At 39.4% G+C, this 14,564-nt stretch carries 14 protein-coding genes; 2 read left to right on the top strand and 12 right to left on the bottom strand.

Annotated elements, in window-relative coordinates; all coding sequences use genetic code 11:
- Window positions 1-111: 111 nt before the first annotated feature.
- From QNN06_RS09660 to QNN06_RS09650, 3 genes are all read right to left on the bottom strand, one after another.
- On the bottom strand, window positions 112-711 hold the full coding sequence (locus tag QNN06_RS09660; protein WP_213116561.1) for a response regulator transcription factor: 600 nt from the start codon (window positions 709-711) through the stop codon (window positions 112-114).
- Window positions 704-1,846 (bottom strand): sensor histidine kinase, encoded by a 1,143-nt coding sequence (locus QNN06_RS09655; protein ID WP_213116562.1) that lies wholly within the window; start codon window positions 1,844-1,846, stop codon window positions 704-706. The genes QNN06_RS09660 and QNN06_RS09655 overlap by 8 nt, the downstream gene beginning before the upstream one ends.
- Before the next feature lie 164 nt (window positions 1,847-2,010).
- A complete protein-coding gene (locus QNN06_RS09650; RefSeq protein WP_213116563.1) occupies window positions 2,011-2,562 on the bottom strand; it encodes a hypothetical protein in 552 nt (183 codons plus the stop codon).
- Between the two features lie 212 nt (window positions 2,563-2,774).
- Between QNN06_RS09650 and QNN06_RS09645 the strand changes: the two genes are divergently transcribed.
- Window positions 2,775-3,554 (top strand): alpha/beta fold hydrolase, encoded by a 780-nt coding sequence (locus QNN06_RS09645; RefSeq protein ID WP_213116564.1) that lies wholly within the window; start codon window positions 2,775-2,777, stop codon window positions 3,552-3,554.
- A gap of 84 nt (window positions 3,555-3,638) precedes the next feature.
- Here QNN06_RS09645 and QNN06_RS09640 read toward each other — a convergent pair whose 3' ends face one another.
- The 6 genes from QNN06_RS09640 to QNN06_RS09615 form a co-directional block, all read right to left on the bottom strand.
- Window positions 3,639-4,706 (bottom strand): alpha/beta fold hydrolase, encoded by a 1,068-nt coding sequence (locus tag QNN06_RS09640; protein WP_213116565.1) that lies wholly within the window; start codon window positions 4,704-4,706, stop codon window positions 3,639-3,641.
- A 24-nt stretch (window positions 4,707-4,730) separates the two neighbouring features.
- Entirely contained in the window at window positions 4,731-5,294 is a 564-nt protein-coding gene (locus tag QNN06_RS09635) for a polyhydroxyalkanoate biosynthesis repressor PhaR (protein WP_249366442.1), read from the bottom strand.
- A gap of 14 nt (window positions 5,295-5,308) precedes the next feature.
- Window positions 5,309-5,914 carry a hypothetical protein gene (locus QNN06_RS09630; RefSeq protein WP_213116567.1) on the bottom strand — a complete coding sequence of 202 codons (606 nt, stop codon included), beginning with the start codon at window positions 5,912-5,914 and terminating at the stop codon, window positions 5,309-5,311.
- A gap of 3 nt (window positions 5,915-5,917) precedes the next feature.
- On the bottom strand, window positions 5,918-6,376 hold the full coding sequence (locus QNN06_RS09625) for a hypothetical protein (RefSeq protein WP_213116568.1): 459 nt from the start codon (window positions 6,374-6,376) through the stop codon (window positions 5,918-5,920).
- A gap of 135 nt (window positions 6,377-6,511) precedes the next feature.
- On the bottom strand, window positions 6,512-7,291 hold the full coding sequence (locus tag QNN06_RS09620; protein ID WP_213116569.1) for an SDR family oxidoreductase: 780 nt from the start codon (window positions 7,289-7,291) through the stop codon (window positions 6,512-6,514).
- Between the two features lie 23 nt (window positions 7,292-7,314).
- Window positions 7,315-8,949 (bottom strand): long-chain-fatty-acid--CoA ligase, encoded by a 1,635-nt coding sequence (locus tag QNN06_RS09615; RefSeq protein ID WP_213116570.1) that lies wholly within the window; start codon window positions 8,947-8,949, stop codon window positions 7,315-7,317.
- Window positions 8,950-9,447: 498 nt separating this feature from the next.
- Between QNN06_RS09615 and QNN06_RS09610 the strand changes: the two genes are divergently transcribed.
- Entirely contained in the window at window positions 9,448-10,251 is an 804-nt protein-coding gene (locus QNN06_RS09610; protein ID WP_213116571.1) for an alpha/beta fold hydrolase, read from the top strand.
- A gap of 94 nt (window positions 10,252-10,345) precedes the next feature.
- Here the strand turns inward: QNN06_RS09610 and QNN06_RS09605 are convergent, their stop codons facing one another.
- The 3 genes from QNN06_RS09605 to QNN06_RS09595 all read right to left on the bottom strand — a co-directional run bounded on the left by QNN06_RS09605 (window position 10,346) and on the right by QNN06_RS09595 (window position 14,459).
- Window positions 10,346-11,989, bottom strand: a complete 1,644-nt coding sequence (locus QNN06_RS09605) for a long-chain-fatty-acid--CoA ligase (RefSeq protein ID WP_213116572.1) — start codon at window positions 11,987-11,989, stop codon at window positions 10,346-10,348.
- Window positions 11,990-12,313: 324 nt separating this feature from the next.
- Window positions 12,314-13,480, bottom strand: coding sequence for a tryptophan synthase subunit beta (trpB, locus tag QNN06_RS09600; RefSeq protein ID WP_213116924.1), 1,167 nt, complete (start codon window positions 13,478-13,480; stop codon window positions 12,314-12,316).
- 100 nt (window positions 13,481-13,580) lie between these two features.
- Window positions 13,581-14,459 carry a GNAT family N-acetyltransferase gene (locus QNN06_RS09595; protein WP_213116573.1) on the bottom strand — a complete coding sequence of 293 codons (879 nt, stop codon included), beginning with the start codon at window positions 14,457-14,459 and terminating at the stop codon, window positions 13,581-13,583.
- Between the last annotated feature and the right edge of the window lie 105 nt (window positions 14,460-14,564).

The raw sequence follows: 14,564 nt of genomic DNA, 5'->3' as shown, positions 1-14,564 counted from the left end.
AGTTAAGAAATGAAAATTATTGGCTGATTTGGTTAAATAAAAAATTGGTAAAAAAAAGATGCCTTATATCGGCACCCGTTTCGATTAATAAAAACAAGCTAGCTGGAAAACCTATTTAAACCAGCCTTTCTCCTTTGATTGGGTTATGGCTTCAATCCGGTTTTTTACCTCCAGTTTATCGAGAATAATGGAGATGTAATTCCGGACCGTCCCTGTTTTGATGCTAAGCTCTTCCGCTATTTCTTTTGTGTTTTTGCCGTCTGCTACTAGTTCTAATACCTCTCGTTCCCGGTCTGTTAATGGATTTTCTTCGGCGTACACATCGTCCATTAATTCTGGCGCATAGATTCGTCTTCCTGCCACAACACTTCGGATGGAACTTGCCAATTCTTCACTTGGGCTATCCTTTAAAAGATATCCGCTCACCCCTGCCTTTAAAGCCCGCTGAAAATACCCTGATCTGGCAAAGGTTGTCAAAATGATCACCTTGCAGCTTAGACCCTTAATTTCCTCTGCGGCCTCAAGTCCGCTTTTGCCGGGCATCTCAATATCCATAATACAGACATCAGGACTTAGATTCTTGACAAGAGTAACGGCATCTTCTCCGTTGGTGGCCTTCCCCACTACCTCCATGTCCTCTTCCAAATTAAGTAATGACCCAAATGCACCGAGAAGCATTTGTTGATCTTCGGCGATGACAATCCTAATCATTTCCAACTCTCCTATCCTGGCGAGGTTTTAAGTCTACTGGGACTTTAATAATTATAGCAGTACCATTGCTTGTCAATAGCTCTAAACTGCCGTTGATAAATTCCAGCCTTTCCTGCATCCCTCTCAAACCATGGCCATCAGAAATTTTCCCCTTGACAGTTTTAAATGAACCATTATCATGTATCGTCATCACGACTTCTTTCCACGTTTGCTCAATAGAGATTAAACAACTGCTAGCCCCGCTGTGTTTCACAACATTATTAATCGCTTCTTTTAAGCACATGCTTAAAATATTCTCAGTAAATGGCGTGACATTTGTTAAAATAAATTCTCCGCTGCATTCCAGACCGATTTGAGCGGCTGCAAGCATTTGTTTAATACGCTGAATTTCATCCTTTAAACGAATTCCCCGCATGGAGGAAACCATTTTTCTCACTTCACTTAATGCAGTTCGTGCCGTAGCTTGAACATCTTTTAGTTCGTTTCGGGCCTGATCGGGGTCCTTCGAGATTAACTTTCTTGCTAAATCAGACTTTAGCCCAATCATGGAAAGCTTTTGCCCCAGTGTGTCATGAAGATCGCGGGCAATCCGTTCCCGCTCCTCAAGTTTAATCAGTTCAGAAATCCGTTTGTTGGCATCCTCGAGTTTTTCTTCAAGCTGCCCTCTCTCCTTGCGGTTATGGATACTAAATGGAAGGAGAATGACGCTAATCCAAATAATGATGACAAACGGGAGTTGCTGCAAAAACAATTTTTCATGGATGACAATGCTGTAATTGATGGAAGCGGAAGTACTTAGCAAATGGATAAAGTACAATGTAAAGAAAGCAACCCGATCCTTGATATTTCCTAGAAAGTAAGCAAGAAAAAAAGCGAAATATACATAGCTGAAAAGGCTGGTTGCAGTTATGGAAATCGCAATCAAAATCATTGTCCAAACATATACAAGCCAGCCTTTGGAAATAAAGGCAATCCGATAGAAAATAAAGAACGCCAATGTCAGCGCGATCCCAACAACGATTTGCAGTGTTGTTGGAGCCTGAAATATAAAATAAAATGGCAAAATACAAAGAACAGTCCAAATATACGGTGCAATCCCGTTCGCTTTTTGGAATGTCAGTAAACTCTTTAGCATAGCTGAACCTCTTTTTTCCTGAAATCCTTTACTTTCTATCATAGCCGAAAATGATTAAATTTTCCTCTTTATACTCTTTATTTTATGAAAACAAAACAGCTTTAAAGCCAACGAATAAAAAATAAAAACACCGCTATCCAAATGAACAGCAGTGTTTAAAATCATTATTTTGCATTTACAAATACTTTTACACTTTCTTCAAGGCGATTAACCACTTGTTGATGGCTTTTTCTTGCGGCTTTTACATAACCATCTGTAACTTGCTGCCAGCTGCCTCTGCGCGCTCTTGAGTACTCAACATATTTTTCACTATTCTCAATAAAACTATTTTCGGTGCGGGCAACCAAATCAAGGCCGGCAGCTATCGGAGCTGCTACCAATTGTTCAATCCGGCCATTTACTTCTTCAATTTGTTCTTTTAATTCTGGGCGAACAACTTTTTTTGCTTCTGCTTCTTTTACAAGTCCGTTTGAAACACCCTTGACTAATTCACTATTGGTGTTTCTAAAAGTACGGTATAGATTTCCAAGCGAAAATCTGAATTCTTGATTAAACTTTACTACCTCTTTAACTGCATTTAAATAAGCATCTTCCCTGTTTTCACGAATCTTTCTGGCACGGTCTAAGGATTGTTCATATTGATTCCAAAGTGTGTCAACTAATTGGTTGGTCTGAAGAGATTCTTCAGCTTGGCCATTTTTCTTTGTTGTGCTCATGTTTCTTCCTCCTTTTTCATTTTTAGTCCAATCGCTTAAATCTGGCATTTTCTTTATGTAATTTCATTGCTAGTCTATATATGTAATTTACACCTATGTGTTATATTTTGTCAACACCAATTATATAATAAAATAATCAGAATATTATAAATGTATATATTATAGAAATGAAGGAAACAAAGGTTATTAAAATTCACAGGGAGGAATGCAATTTGCGTAATTTTTTTAAAGTCACCCATGAAATTCCTTATTTACGACTCGGTGCCGGTGAGCCTTTAGTTTTTATTCATGGACTTGGGGAGGTAAAAGAAGGTTGGTTACATCAGTTTGAATTAGCAGATCAATATGACTTAATTATTCCTGATTTACGAGGACACGGTGAATATCAAAAGCCTGGTGAGATTTCAATAAAAAATTTCGCAGCCGATTGTATAAGTCTTATAAAAGGGCTAGGCTTTGAAAGCGCACACATATGCGGTTTATCCATGGGCGGTATGGTTGCACAAGAGATTTACCGTCAGGCACCAGAAGTATGCCGTTCCTTAATGCTGGTCAGCACGTTCCATTATGCCCCGAAAAATTTCGGGAAATTATTTTTAGCCTATAGAAAGGCACGGGCAGCAAATAAAACTCCAGACATTACTAGGGAAACTGCAGCAAAGGTTTGCCTGTATACTTGGTCGAATGAGAATTTTGAACAATTTTACGAATTTTACCGTCCGAACAAGGAATATTATTTTAAAGCCATGGAAGCGTGTCTTAAGGTCAATAATTTAACACTCCTTCCAAAAATCGAGGTGCCGACCCTTATTATTGGCGGACAATATGATTCCGTAACACCTGTCTGGATTCAATATTTAATGCATAAACAAATCCGCCACTCCGAGTTTGTGGTTTTTAGAAATACCGGCCATGTTGCTAAACTTGAAGCAAAAGATGCATTTAATGAAGTGCTTCGCAATTTTTTGAATAAACACCAGGCTGCAAGTTAAGGGGAAGGAAATTATTCCTTCCTCTTTTATGCAACACTATATACTATATATGCCCTTGTACCGTACTATATTCCTATTTCTTTGTTATAGGGGATTGGAACGGCTGGATGCCCATTGATCTACAATTTTTCCAAATAATCCAGAAAGCGCCAAGCCTACATGCCCGGTTTCCACAACAACATACGTTTTATCCTCGCTGGAAACTAGGTCCATGATTGGTTTACTTTGATCTTCCAGGATTAAATGGTCTCTAGAACCAGAAATAACATATAAATTGGCTTTAATATTTTTTAAGTCCGCCTTTTTATTGCCAATAACTAACTCACCTTTAACAAGCTTATTTTGTTTAAAAAGCTCATTAGCTAATTGACGGTAGGCTTCGCCTGCAAATGGAACCTGATCAACTGTCCATTTGTTCATACGCTGCCATTTATCAACATAACGCTGGTCATGTGCCCTCGAAAGCAGCATTGTGTAGTTAGTAAAATAAACAGGTGCTTGCATTGCCCTGAACATGCCTTCGACCATTTTAGGCGGGATGTTGCCATAAACATCAATAAAGCTGTCTATGTTAATATCTCCGTTTCTAAAGCCTTCTGTCCATTTATCCGGACCGATAGCCGGTTTGAAATCAATTGGCACAGTTGCAACAATTAAATTTTTAATCGGCTCATCAGCAATTGACGCATAAATGGAAGCAATCGTTCCGCCAAGGCAATAGCCGACCACGGTAATTTCATCCGCACCTGAATGGCGGATTGCACGCTTGACCGCAGTTCTTAAATACTTGTCGATATAAGTATCGAGACCAATTTTTTTGTCCTCATAGCCTGGTGTACCCCAATCTAACAAATACACCTCATAGCCTAAATTTGTGAGACCCTCGATCACGCTGGTCTTGGGAGCAACATCTAAAATATATGGCTTATTAAATAAGGAGTAAACAAAAAATAATGGAATTTCATATTTTTTTTGTTTAGCAGGATAATGCCATAATACCGATTTATTTTTCCGCCATACTTCGTTCCTTGGCGAGTGTCCCATTTTCGGCGCCGGTCCAGTTAAAGCTTTTACAACATTCTTCCAACGATTCGTTTCTTTCTCATAATTCAATTCTGGAATCAAATTCTTAAAAGGTGTCTCTATCGCCACAGTTAAGTTTCCCTCCCTTTAAAATTATTTAGATGATCCTGCACTAGATAACACAGGTTGCTCCGTTTTTTCCTTTTCAATCAGACCCTTAATAGCGTCAAGTTCTTCTTTAAAGTTACTTAACTTCAATAGTTCAAATTTCATTTCCTGAAGTTCAGCGTGCAGGCTCTTTGTATCGGCCAGTTCTTTTTTTGACTTAACCAATTCCTGTTTTAGCTGTTTTGTCAGTTTAATGATTTCCTGAGAGACTTCTACGACACTTGCAATCTCTTTACTCTGTGATTTTACAGAATCCTGTAAATCCCAAATTTGCTCTTCAAGTGCCTCCATTTTCTCTTCTGCTTGAATCGTTAAGTTTGCCACATTTGTAACGTCGCTCTTCGTCGGTAAATTTAGGACACTTGCGAAGGCTTCTTGATTTTTTTTCAATTGCTCCAGATAACGGGTTTGCACTTCAGTTCCGAAATTGGACATTTTGACAAACTCATTGTTATTTGTCCACAGGTAGATAAAATCATTGATTTGCTTTTCCCACAAAAGACTTAATTTATGAAAGGATTCATAAGGATCGTATTTTTTCTCCGACATTAACATTCACCTCGTTATGATTTTGTTGATTCAACCGCGTTTTTCATGAATTTTTGAAAAGGGAAAATAGCTGCTTTTAATTGTTTTGAGAATAAATCAACAAATATTTTTTGATTTTCATATAATACATTAGTAGTTTTCTTTACACTATCAATATATTTTTCACGTGCTTTTTTCCTGAAAGCCAGATATTGCGCAACGGCATCCAGATACTTGTCGAGTGCCTGACCGCCGGTTAATGCCTTTACCGGAGTTAACAGTAGAGCTGCTGTTTTTTGTTGGATGTCATCTACAACTTTATTGATTTCTTCATAAGATTTAACAGGGAAGAAATGCTGCAAAGTGGTGGTTGTCACAAGTAATTCTTCACGCGCAGCTTTTTCCCATTCCTTGACTTCCCGGTTAAATTGCTCAGTGACGGCTTTTAGATTATCCTGATTGCGTTTAACACTTTCTACATAGTTTTTAACCGCTGACAGGAATAGCTCATCGCGTTTATTAAAACGATTGGCCCATGCATCTAATTCATCAAAGCCAATCTTCCAAATTAGCTCAAGGCTTGACAATTGATTTTCAACATTAACCTCAACCTCTAACTCTTTTTCATTTTTCTCAGACATTGGTTATTCCTCCATTTCGAATTCTATTTGAAATAATCGCTTTAGTTCTATTAATTCCTTTTCAAGCGATGTAAGATTACCTGCTTTTAATTCTTTTTCTTCCGTCCGCAAAACAACCAGCAGTTCTTCCCATGATTGTCGTACCATTTTTAAATGAGTTAAATTTATTTGCTGCCGTTTTTTAAAACTATAGATCGTGTCGTCGAGCAGGTCGATTTTCTCCACACAATCAACCAATCTTATTGAAAGCTCTGCTACTTCATCTTTATTGGGAATGTCTAATCGTTTTAACCATCTAGTTGTTAATTTTTTGTGAATTTTTAACCGAGCCAAATGGGCATCCATTGCCCTCCCCCATGCTAGGGTAAAGCCCCGGCTATTAGTGAGTTCATGGATTCTTTTATTTATTTTTGCTTCGAGTTCTTTGGAAAAAGCAACTTCATCATGGTGCGTGGTTTCCATTTGATTCCCTCTTACTAACCGGTTGGTATGTTCTTCTTAACATATGTACTAATATGTCAATCTAAACATATTTACCGGAACCCTACAAGGCTATCTCTTAAAAATTCAGAAAAATTTTAAAAAGTGCTTGCGGACTTATTCCACACTTGCAGTCGTTCCACCATCAACAACCAGTACATGACCAAATACATAATCTGATGCTGATGATGCTAAAAATAGCGCCGGCCCCTTCATATCTTCATCGGAACCAAAACGTCCTGCAGGTGTACGATCAAGAATACTTTCACCAGAATAGCCTAATATAGCTTTGGTCATTTTTGTTGGGAAAAACCCTGGCGCAATGGCATTCACATGGACATTATGCGGTGCCAATTTTACTGCTAAATCTTTCGTTAATGTAATAACTGCACCCTTGCTGACAGAATAACCAATGGCATCCATAACTTCTGGTTTCTGACCGCCCATACCGGCAATCGAAGCAATATTAATGATTTTTCCGGAGCGCTGCTCGACCATAATTTTTCCAACAGCCTGAGAAAATAAAAATACTGCTTTCAGGTTGATATCCATTACCTTATCCCATTTATCTGCTGGCATTTCAAGCGCAGGGGCTCCCCAGCTTGTTCCGCTGTTATTAACCAAGATATCAATTGAGCCAAATTCTTTTAGCGTTTCATCCACAACATGCTGGATATCTTCAGGATTTGATACATCACATTTAAATGCAAGTGAGCGAACGCCTTTTTCCTTAAGGGCATCGCTTAATTGCTGACATGCTTCAACATCTCTTGAACAAACCACAACATTAGCACCTGCTTCTGCATACACAGTGGCAATTTGCTGTCCTAAGCCTCTGCCACCGCCTGTAACAATCGCCGTTTTTCCTTGTAAACTGAATAAATCTTGCAAACTCATCTTAAATTCCTCCTAGTTGACTATTAGGCTTTTACTTTTTGTTTCTCTTGGTCTCTTAATACTCTTCTTAGCAGTTTCCCAACTGAAGATTTTGGCAGCTCCGGAAGGATTTCTACATCCTTTGGCGCCTTATATGGTGCTAGGTTTTCCTTACCAAACTGTTTGATTTCTTCTTCGCTAATAGAATAACCCTCTTTTAGCTTTACATAAGCCTTTACGGTTTCGCCGCGGTAAGGATCCGGGACGCCCACTACGACCACTTCTTCGATTTCTTCCAGCTGATAGAGAACCCCTTCAATTTCGGTTGGATAAACATTGAAGCCGCTTGCAATAATCATATCTTTCTTACGGTCAACAATATAAAAATATCCATCTTCGTCCATTTTTGCCATATCGCCAGTAAACAGCCAGCCATCCTTTATTACTGCTTTCGTATCTTCAGGTCGATTCCAGTAACCTTTCATAACTTGCGGCCCTTTGATGATTATCTCCCCAGCCTCACCAACTGGTGCATCGACAAAGCCATCTTCTGTTTCGTGAACGATTCTGGCAACTGTACTTTGAACTGGAATGCCGATGCTTCCGTGCTTTCTTGGCACAAATGGAGGACTAAAGATGACTGTTGGTGCTGCTTCAGATAAACCGTATCCATCACGCAGTTGTTTCCCTGTCCTTTTTTCGAACACTTTGGCCGCTTCTATTGGAAGTGGAGCACCACCGCAGTTTACGTAGTATAGTGAATCAAAACCTGCATCCTCTAGTCCCTCTTGGCTGTTTAATGCAAAGAACATGGTTGGAACACCTGAGAATTGGAATGGTTTTTCACGTTTGACTATCTCCATTACTTCCTTTGGATCAAAGCGCGGTAGGATAATTTGGTTAGCACCTTCTCTGATTCCGCAAAGCGCAACACTTGATAATCCATAGACATGGAACATCGGCAATACGGTTATGATTTTAAAATCTTCTGGTTTGTCATCACATGTTTTATAAGCAAAATCACAAACCTGTGTTAAATTGGCTAAAAGATTCGTATGGGTAAGCATTACCCCTTTGGAGAGACCGGTTGTTCCACCGGTATATTGAAGCACAGCGACATCTTCATCACGGTCAATGTCCACCTCTGGAAGACTGGCCTCCTTATCAAGGAATTCATCGAAATAAACATCACCATCTGCAAGATCAATTTTGGCACCGCCAAAATTAACAACAATCACCTTTTTTAACGAAGTATTTGACTGGATTTTTTTTACTTTTGGGTAAAGCGCATCGAGGACCACCATGTACTCTGAACCGGAGTCATTTAAAACATGCTCTATCTCTCTTTCAACATACATGGGATTTACTTGGACATTGATCCCTCCAAGGCGAAAAGTCCCGAATAATGTAAATATGTAATGAGGGGAATTTGGCAGCATGATTGCTAAACGATCGCCTTTAGCAAATCCTGCTCTATGTAAGGCAGAGGCAAACTGGTCAATAATCAGTTTGGTATCATTGAAACTAGTCACTTTCCCCAAAAAAGTCATTGCCGGTTTGGTATTATAACGATTTACTGCTTCCTCAAAAAAATGATAAAGAGAATTATAGTCAATTCTAAGATGCTCTTCCAGTCTTGAATCATAAACATTAAGCCATGGCTTTTGCTGATAAACCATAAAACACGATGCCTCCTCTTGATAATAACTTTAATAATATTTGTTAGAATATTAATATAATTTTAATTATTGAAGGAAAGTTTAGATTTGTAAACCAATGCTTATCGACAAAATTCCGCAAAAAATTTCAAACTTCCAGAACGAACACCACATAATTTACAATCAATACCTAAATAATAAGTGCTTATTCTGAACCCCCTTCCAAAAACAATACTATTTGTGTCGAAAAATGTTGGAAATTTTCTCATCCTCCACCCCATCCCCACCGTTATCCCCGCCAAAACTTCCTTTAAGACACTATTTTAAGAAAACGCTTTCATTTTGAGGTGAATAGCATACTTAGTGTCAGCCTCCACAAAAGACATTTGTCTGTGTTGGGTAGACAGTTTAATGATTATGCGGTCAGTTCTTTTTTAAAATGGATAAGCGATTTTTTAGACATGTCCTTAGAGTTATGGTCATATATTTTAATATTATGATTAAAGGAGTTGTGCTTGCGTGCCGATTACGAATGCAAATGGAATTGATCTTTATTATGAGGTTCATGGTGAAGGAGAGCCGCTTTTATTGATTATGGGGTTATCCCTTGATTCCAGGTCATGGTATAGAACTATGCCAGCTCTATCGGAACACTATAAAGTAATTATTTTTGATAATCGCGGTGTTGGCTTAAGCGATAAGCCAACTACCCCGTATTCTATTGAATTGATGGCAGAGGATGCAAGAGCCGTCCTCGATGCGGCAGGAGTTGAAGCCGCACATGTTTATGGTATTTCCATGGGCGGGATGATTGCCCAAAGGCTGGCGATAAAATATCCGGAGCGGATTAAATCCCTTATCCTTGGGTGTACCACTTCCGGCGGTACAAATCATGTTCAGCCAGGGGCGGATGTCTCTATGCTTATGCTGTCTAGAGCTTCGTCCACTGCGACTCCTGAGGAAATGGCTTGGGCCACTGCCCCCATTCTATACAGCCAATCATTTATTGAAAATCAGCGCAATCTCGTCGCAGAGGATATTAAAGTAAGAGTTGAAAGGCCGATTCTTCCATACGCATATATGCTTCAGCTCCAAGCATGCCTTGCTCACGACACTTACAGTGAACTCGAACAACTTAAGGTACCAACTCTAGTTATTCACGGCGATGAAGACCGTTTAGTCCCATATGAAAATGGCGTTACCCTGGCAGAGAATATCGAAAATGCCGAATTCCTGACCATTAAAGGCACAGGACATATCTATGTTACCGAAGCCACTGAGCTTGTTAATCAAAAGGTACTGGAATTTCTAAAAAAGCAATAATACAGAAAAATGCCCTATCGATTAGACTGGGCATTTTTCTGTGCAGCTAAAACTATTAAACTTTATTCCTACAAGCAAATTGAATTTAAAGATATTAAGCCTTCACTTTTGCAATCTCTTCATCCCGCAAAACTCTTCTAAGCAGCTTTCCAACTGATGATTTTGGCAATTCCGCTAGTATTTCTACCTCTTTAGGAGCCTTATAAGGTGCCAGGTTGGCTTTTGCAAACGCAATAATCTCTTCTACAGAAATTCCACAGCCATCTTTAAGTTTAATAAACGCCTTCACCGTTTCCCCACGATAGCTATCAGGGACACCGATCACAATCGCCTCTTCTACACCCTCCAGCTTATAGAGGACTTCTTCCACCTCGCGCGGATAAACATTGTAACCGCTGGCAATAATCATGTCCTTCTTCCGGTCAAGAATATAAAGATAGCCCTCTTCATCCATTTTTGCAATATCACCAGTGAACAGCCAGCCATCCTTGATTACATCTTCCGTATCTTTCGGACGGTTCCAATATCCTTTCATGACCTGAGGCCCTTTAACAATTAATTCTCCTGATTCACCTACAGGAACATCCACATATTCGCCGTCTTCAATCTCCCGGACAATTCTAACAAATGTACTTGGTACCGGTATGCCGATACTTCCATACTTTCTTGGCAAAAACGGCGGATTGAATGCAATCGTTGGTGATGCTTCAGAAAGCCCGTAGCCATCACGGAGGGTTGAACCAGTAATGTTTTCAAATGCTTTCGCCTGCTCCACTGGTAACGGTGCCCCGCCGCTGCCCGCATAATATACATCTGAAAAACCGCAATCCTTTAATGCTTCAGGCAAACTATTCAATGCAAAATACATGGTAGGAACTCCAGCAAAGATAAATGGCTTTTCCCGCTTAATGGTTTCCATTACTTCTTTTAAATCAAAGCGAGGCAGGATAATCTGGTTAGCGCCTTCGCGAATTCCGCAAAGAGCTACACTTGAAAGTCCATAGACGTGAAACATTGGCAGGACGGTAATCATTTTAAAAGATTCTGGAACATCATCACAGGTATTATAAATAAAATCGCAGACTTGATTGAAATTCGCTAAAAGATTGTAGTGTGTCAGCATAACGCCTTTCGGTACACCAGTTGTTCCACCAGTATATTGCAGCACCGCGACATCCTCATGCGGGTCTATTTCCACTTCAGGAAGATTAACATCATCATCTTGAAGTGCTGCTTCAAAATAATAATCTCCTTCGCCAAGCTCGCCGCGGTTACCGGTTAAGTTCACTGCTATGACCCTTTTTAGAGATGTGCTCGGCTGAACCTTTTTAACCCTAGGATAGAATGAATCCAGTACAATCATATATTTAGCGCCCGAGTCCTCCAATACGTATTCGATTTCCCTTTCGACATACATTGGGTTCATTTGGACAACAATCCCGCCTAAACGGAAAACGGCAAATAAGCTGAATATATAGTGAGGGCAATTAGGAAGCATAATTGCAGCTCGGTCGCCTTTTTTAAAGCCTTCTTTATGTAATGCAGACGCGAGTCTCTCCACCATCCATTTTGTTTCCTTATAACTGAAAACCTTTCCATAAAAAGTGAATGCTGGTTTTTCGCTAAAACGATCTACGGCACTTTCTAAAAAATCATACAGGGACTCATGCTTTACACTTACATGTTCTTCCACTCTAGGATCATACCATTTCAACCAAGGCTTTTGCTGATACACCATTACACATCCTCCTCAAAAATTTAATGAATGGTCATATTCCACCAAGCAAATTCCGTAAAAATTACTTATTGGAATATAATTCAATTTAAATTATTGATAGGTTTGGAAAAATTGTAAACGCGATAATCTCGACACGTTTCGGCATGCATCCTGTTATTTATGAACTAATACTCCCGTAATTATCTACCTCTGGAACTGTCAACGAGAGAAAGATGTCGAAATTCGGCAATTTATCAGAAGTATTTCACAAAACTTTAACAATTTTTTGTGAATAACTTTTGACAAAAAAAGGACGACCCGAAAAAAGGGTCATCCTTCATTACATTATTTTTTTAACATCTGAAAAACCTGCTCAACGTCTTTATCCCCACGTCCTGAAAGGTTTACAATTAACACATCGTCCGATGATAATTCTTTGGCCAGCTTCACTGCATGTGCAACCGCATGAGAGCTTTCAAGCGCCGGAATTATGCCTTCTGTTTTACATAAAAGTTGAAACGCTTCTAACGCATCCTGACCAGTTGCTGTAACATACTCCGCCCTGCCGCTCTCTTTTAAATAGCTGTGTTCTGGACCAACACCTGGATAGTCAAGACCTGCCGCAATGGAATAGGTGGGCTTCGGCTCCCCATTTTCATCGATCAGCGTCAAGCATTTAAAACCGTGGATTACAGCCGGCACCCCTTCTGTCAAGGTCGGAGCCTCTGCTGGTTCAACACCGATTAACCGGACATTTTCCTCATCGATATAGTGGGCAAATGCACCGATGGCATTGCTGCCCCCACCTGCACAGGCAATTACCGCTGTTGGGAGCTTTCCTTCTTTTTCAAGAACCTGGCGCTTCGATTCCTCACTGATAATCGCTTGGAAATGCTTCACCATGGTTGGATATGGATGCGGGCCAACTGCTGAACCAAGCAAATAAAAGGTATTTTGATAGTTTTGGACAAGGTCCCCTAAAGCCTCATCAACAGCATCCTTTAAACGCCCCTGTCCTTTGGTTACTGGGATCACCTTTGCCCCCAATAATTCCATACGGAAAACATTTAATGCTTGGCGCTCTGTGTCCAATTTTCCCATATAGATGATACATTCCATGCCAAACATGGCACAGGCGGTTGCGGTTGCTACACCATGTTGGCCAGCGCCCGTTTCTGCGATAATCCGCTTCGCTCCCATCCGTTTAGCCAGCAAAATCTGCCCAATCGCGTTATTAATTTTATGGGCCCCGGTATGATTTAAATCTTCCCGTTTCAAATAGATTTTCGCCCCGCCAATTTGCTTTGTTAAATTTTCAGCGAATGTTAATGGATTTTCTCTTCCAATGTACTCCCTGAGATAATATTTATATTCTTCAATGAATTCGGGGTCATCCTTGTATTTTAAAAATTGCTGTTCCAATTCGTTTAGAACTCCTTGTAAATCCTCTGGAACAAAACTGCCTCCGAATTCGCCAAAATACCCTTTTCTTGCTACGCTCAAATTTTCCATACTCATCTCTACTCGTCTCCTTCAAAAACAATTTATAAACAAAACATTAACTGAATATTAAAATATTATCACTATTTTAATATTCTGCCAATAATCAGCTTTAGGCCTGTGAGGTAAGCGGATGTTTAAACCCATTTGGCAATGAAACGCCTGTAAGATTTTTGATAAATAAAACATTACTGGACTTATCAACCATAGTCTTAAGCGGCAGCCTGTCATCCTCAGGCTGGAAGTGAAAAACAACTTTTGCAGTATTCTTATTAACAAGTTTACTTAAGACACTTATTAATTCTACTTTCTCCTTACTAATAACATCATAAAGGTGAAGCGTATCCTCCTCATGCTGCATGATGACTACAGCCTGCTCATCCTGGGCATAGTAGAGGTCTTCGTTAAAGACCATCAAACAATAAAACATTAGCAGCTCCTCTGTTCCGTGTGTCCCAAAGGCAGCTGACCCTGATAGCCGGTCAGCTGCCAATCTATAAATAAATGCTAAATCTTCAATATTTCTCCCATTTAATTTTCGTATGCCGGTTTCGTTTTTTGCCTCGAACGAACGATCCATAGAAAATTGGAGTTCTTCATATTCTTTAAAACCAAACTTTGGGTAAAAATCTAGTACAGATTGATTAGCAAATAAATACATTAAATCTATATCCTTGTAATCTTCCAAAACCTGATTCATCAGTTTTTTGGACAAACCTTGATTTCGATAATCGGGATGCGTCATAACCGTACCGATTTGGACAGACTGTTTTTTTTCGTTATCAATGATTAAATCCACAAGATTTACTGATACATTTGCTACGACTCTGCCATATTCAATATACGAATAAGGTATATATTTTTCTGTCCAGAAGCCGTGCTGATACCAAACTTCGAAGTCAATTCCAAAGATAGAGGAAGCTAATTCATTAAAACTTTTTCTTAAGAGTTCGTTTTCTTGATAGCCCTTTGCGAATACCAATTCTTTCATACGACACCATCCTTTCTGGAAACCAGACCATATTATACCATTTTATATAATGGAAGAATCCATAAAAATATTAAAGGATTTTCGAAAATGATATAGAAGAGGTAA

This window comes from Neobacillus sp. 114, assembly GCF_030127045.1.
In the GTDB taxonomy this organism is placed as follows: Bacteria; Bacillota; Bacilli; order Bacillales; family Cytobacillaceae; genus Neobacillus; species Neobacillus rhizophilus.
Note: the sequence above shows the minus strand (reverse complement) of the source record. Positions and strands in the feature narration are given on the sequence as shown.

Excerpts from the sequence above, each read along its gene's own strand:
- QNN06_RS09660 (WP_213116561.1), bottom strand. The coding sequence starts at position 711 with ATGATTAGGATTGTCATCGCCGAAGATCAACAAATGCTTCTCGGTGCA.
- QNN06_RS09655 (WP_213116562.1), bottom strand. The coding sequence starts at position 1,846 with ATGCTAAAGAGTTTACTGACATTCCAAAAAGCGAACGGGATTGCACCG.
- QNN06_RS09650 (WP_213116563.1), bottom strand. The coding sequence starts at position 2,562 with ATGAGCACAACAAAGAAAAATGGCCAAGCTGAAGAATCTCTTCAGACC.
- QNN06_RS09635 (WP_249366442.1), bottom strand. The coding sequence starts at position 5,294 with ATGTCGGAGAAAAAATACGATCCTTATGAATCCTTTCATAAATTAAGT.
- QNN06_RS09630 (WP_213116567.1), bottom strand. The coding sequence starts at position 5,914 with ATGTCTGAGAAAAATGAAAAAGAGTTAGAGGTTGAGGTTAATGTTGAA.
- QNN06_RS09625 (WP_213116568.1), bottom strand. The coding sequence starts at position 6,376 with ATGGAAACCACGCACCATGATGAAGTTGCTTTTTCCAAAGAACTCGAA.
- QNN06_RS09620 (WP_213116569.1), bottom strand. The coding sequence starts at position 7,291 with ATGAGTTTGCAAGATTTATTCAGTTTACAAGGAAAAACGGCGATTGTT.
- QNN06_RS09615 (WP_213116570.1), bottom strand. The coding sequence starts at position 8,949 with ATGGTTTATCAGCAAAAGCCATGGCTTAATGTTTATGATTCAAGACTG.
- QNN06_RS09605 (WP_213116572.1), bottom strand. The coding sequence starts at position 11,989 with ATGGTGTATCAGCAAAAGCCTTGGTTGAAATGGTATGATCCTAGAGTG.
- trpB (WP_213116924.1), bottom strand. The coding sequence starts at position 13,480 with ATGGAAAATTTGAGCGTAGCAAGAAAAGGGTATTTTGGCGAATTCGGA.
- QNN06_RS09595 (WP_213116573.1), bottom strand. The coding sequence starts at position 14,459 with ATGAAAGAATTGGTATTCGCAAAGGGCTATCAAGAAAACGAACTCTTA.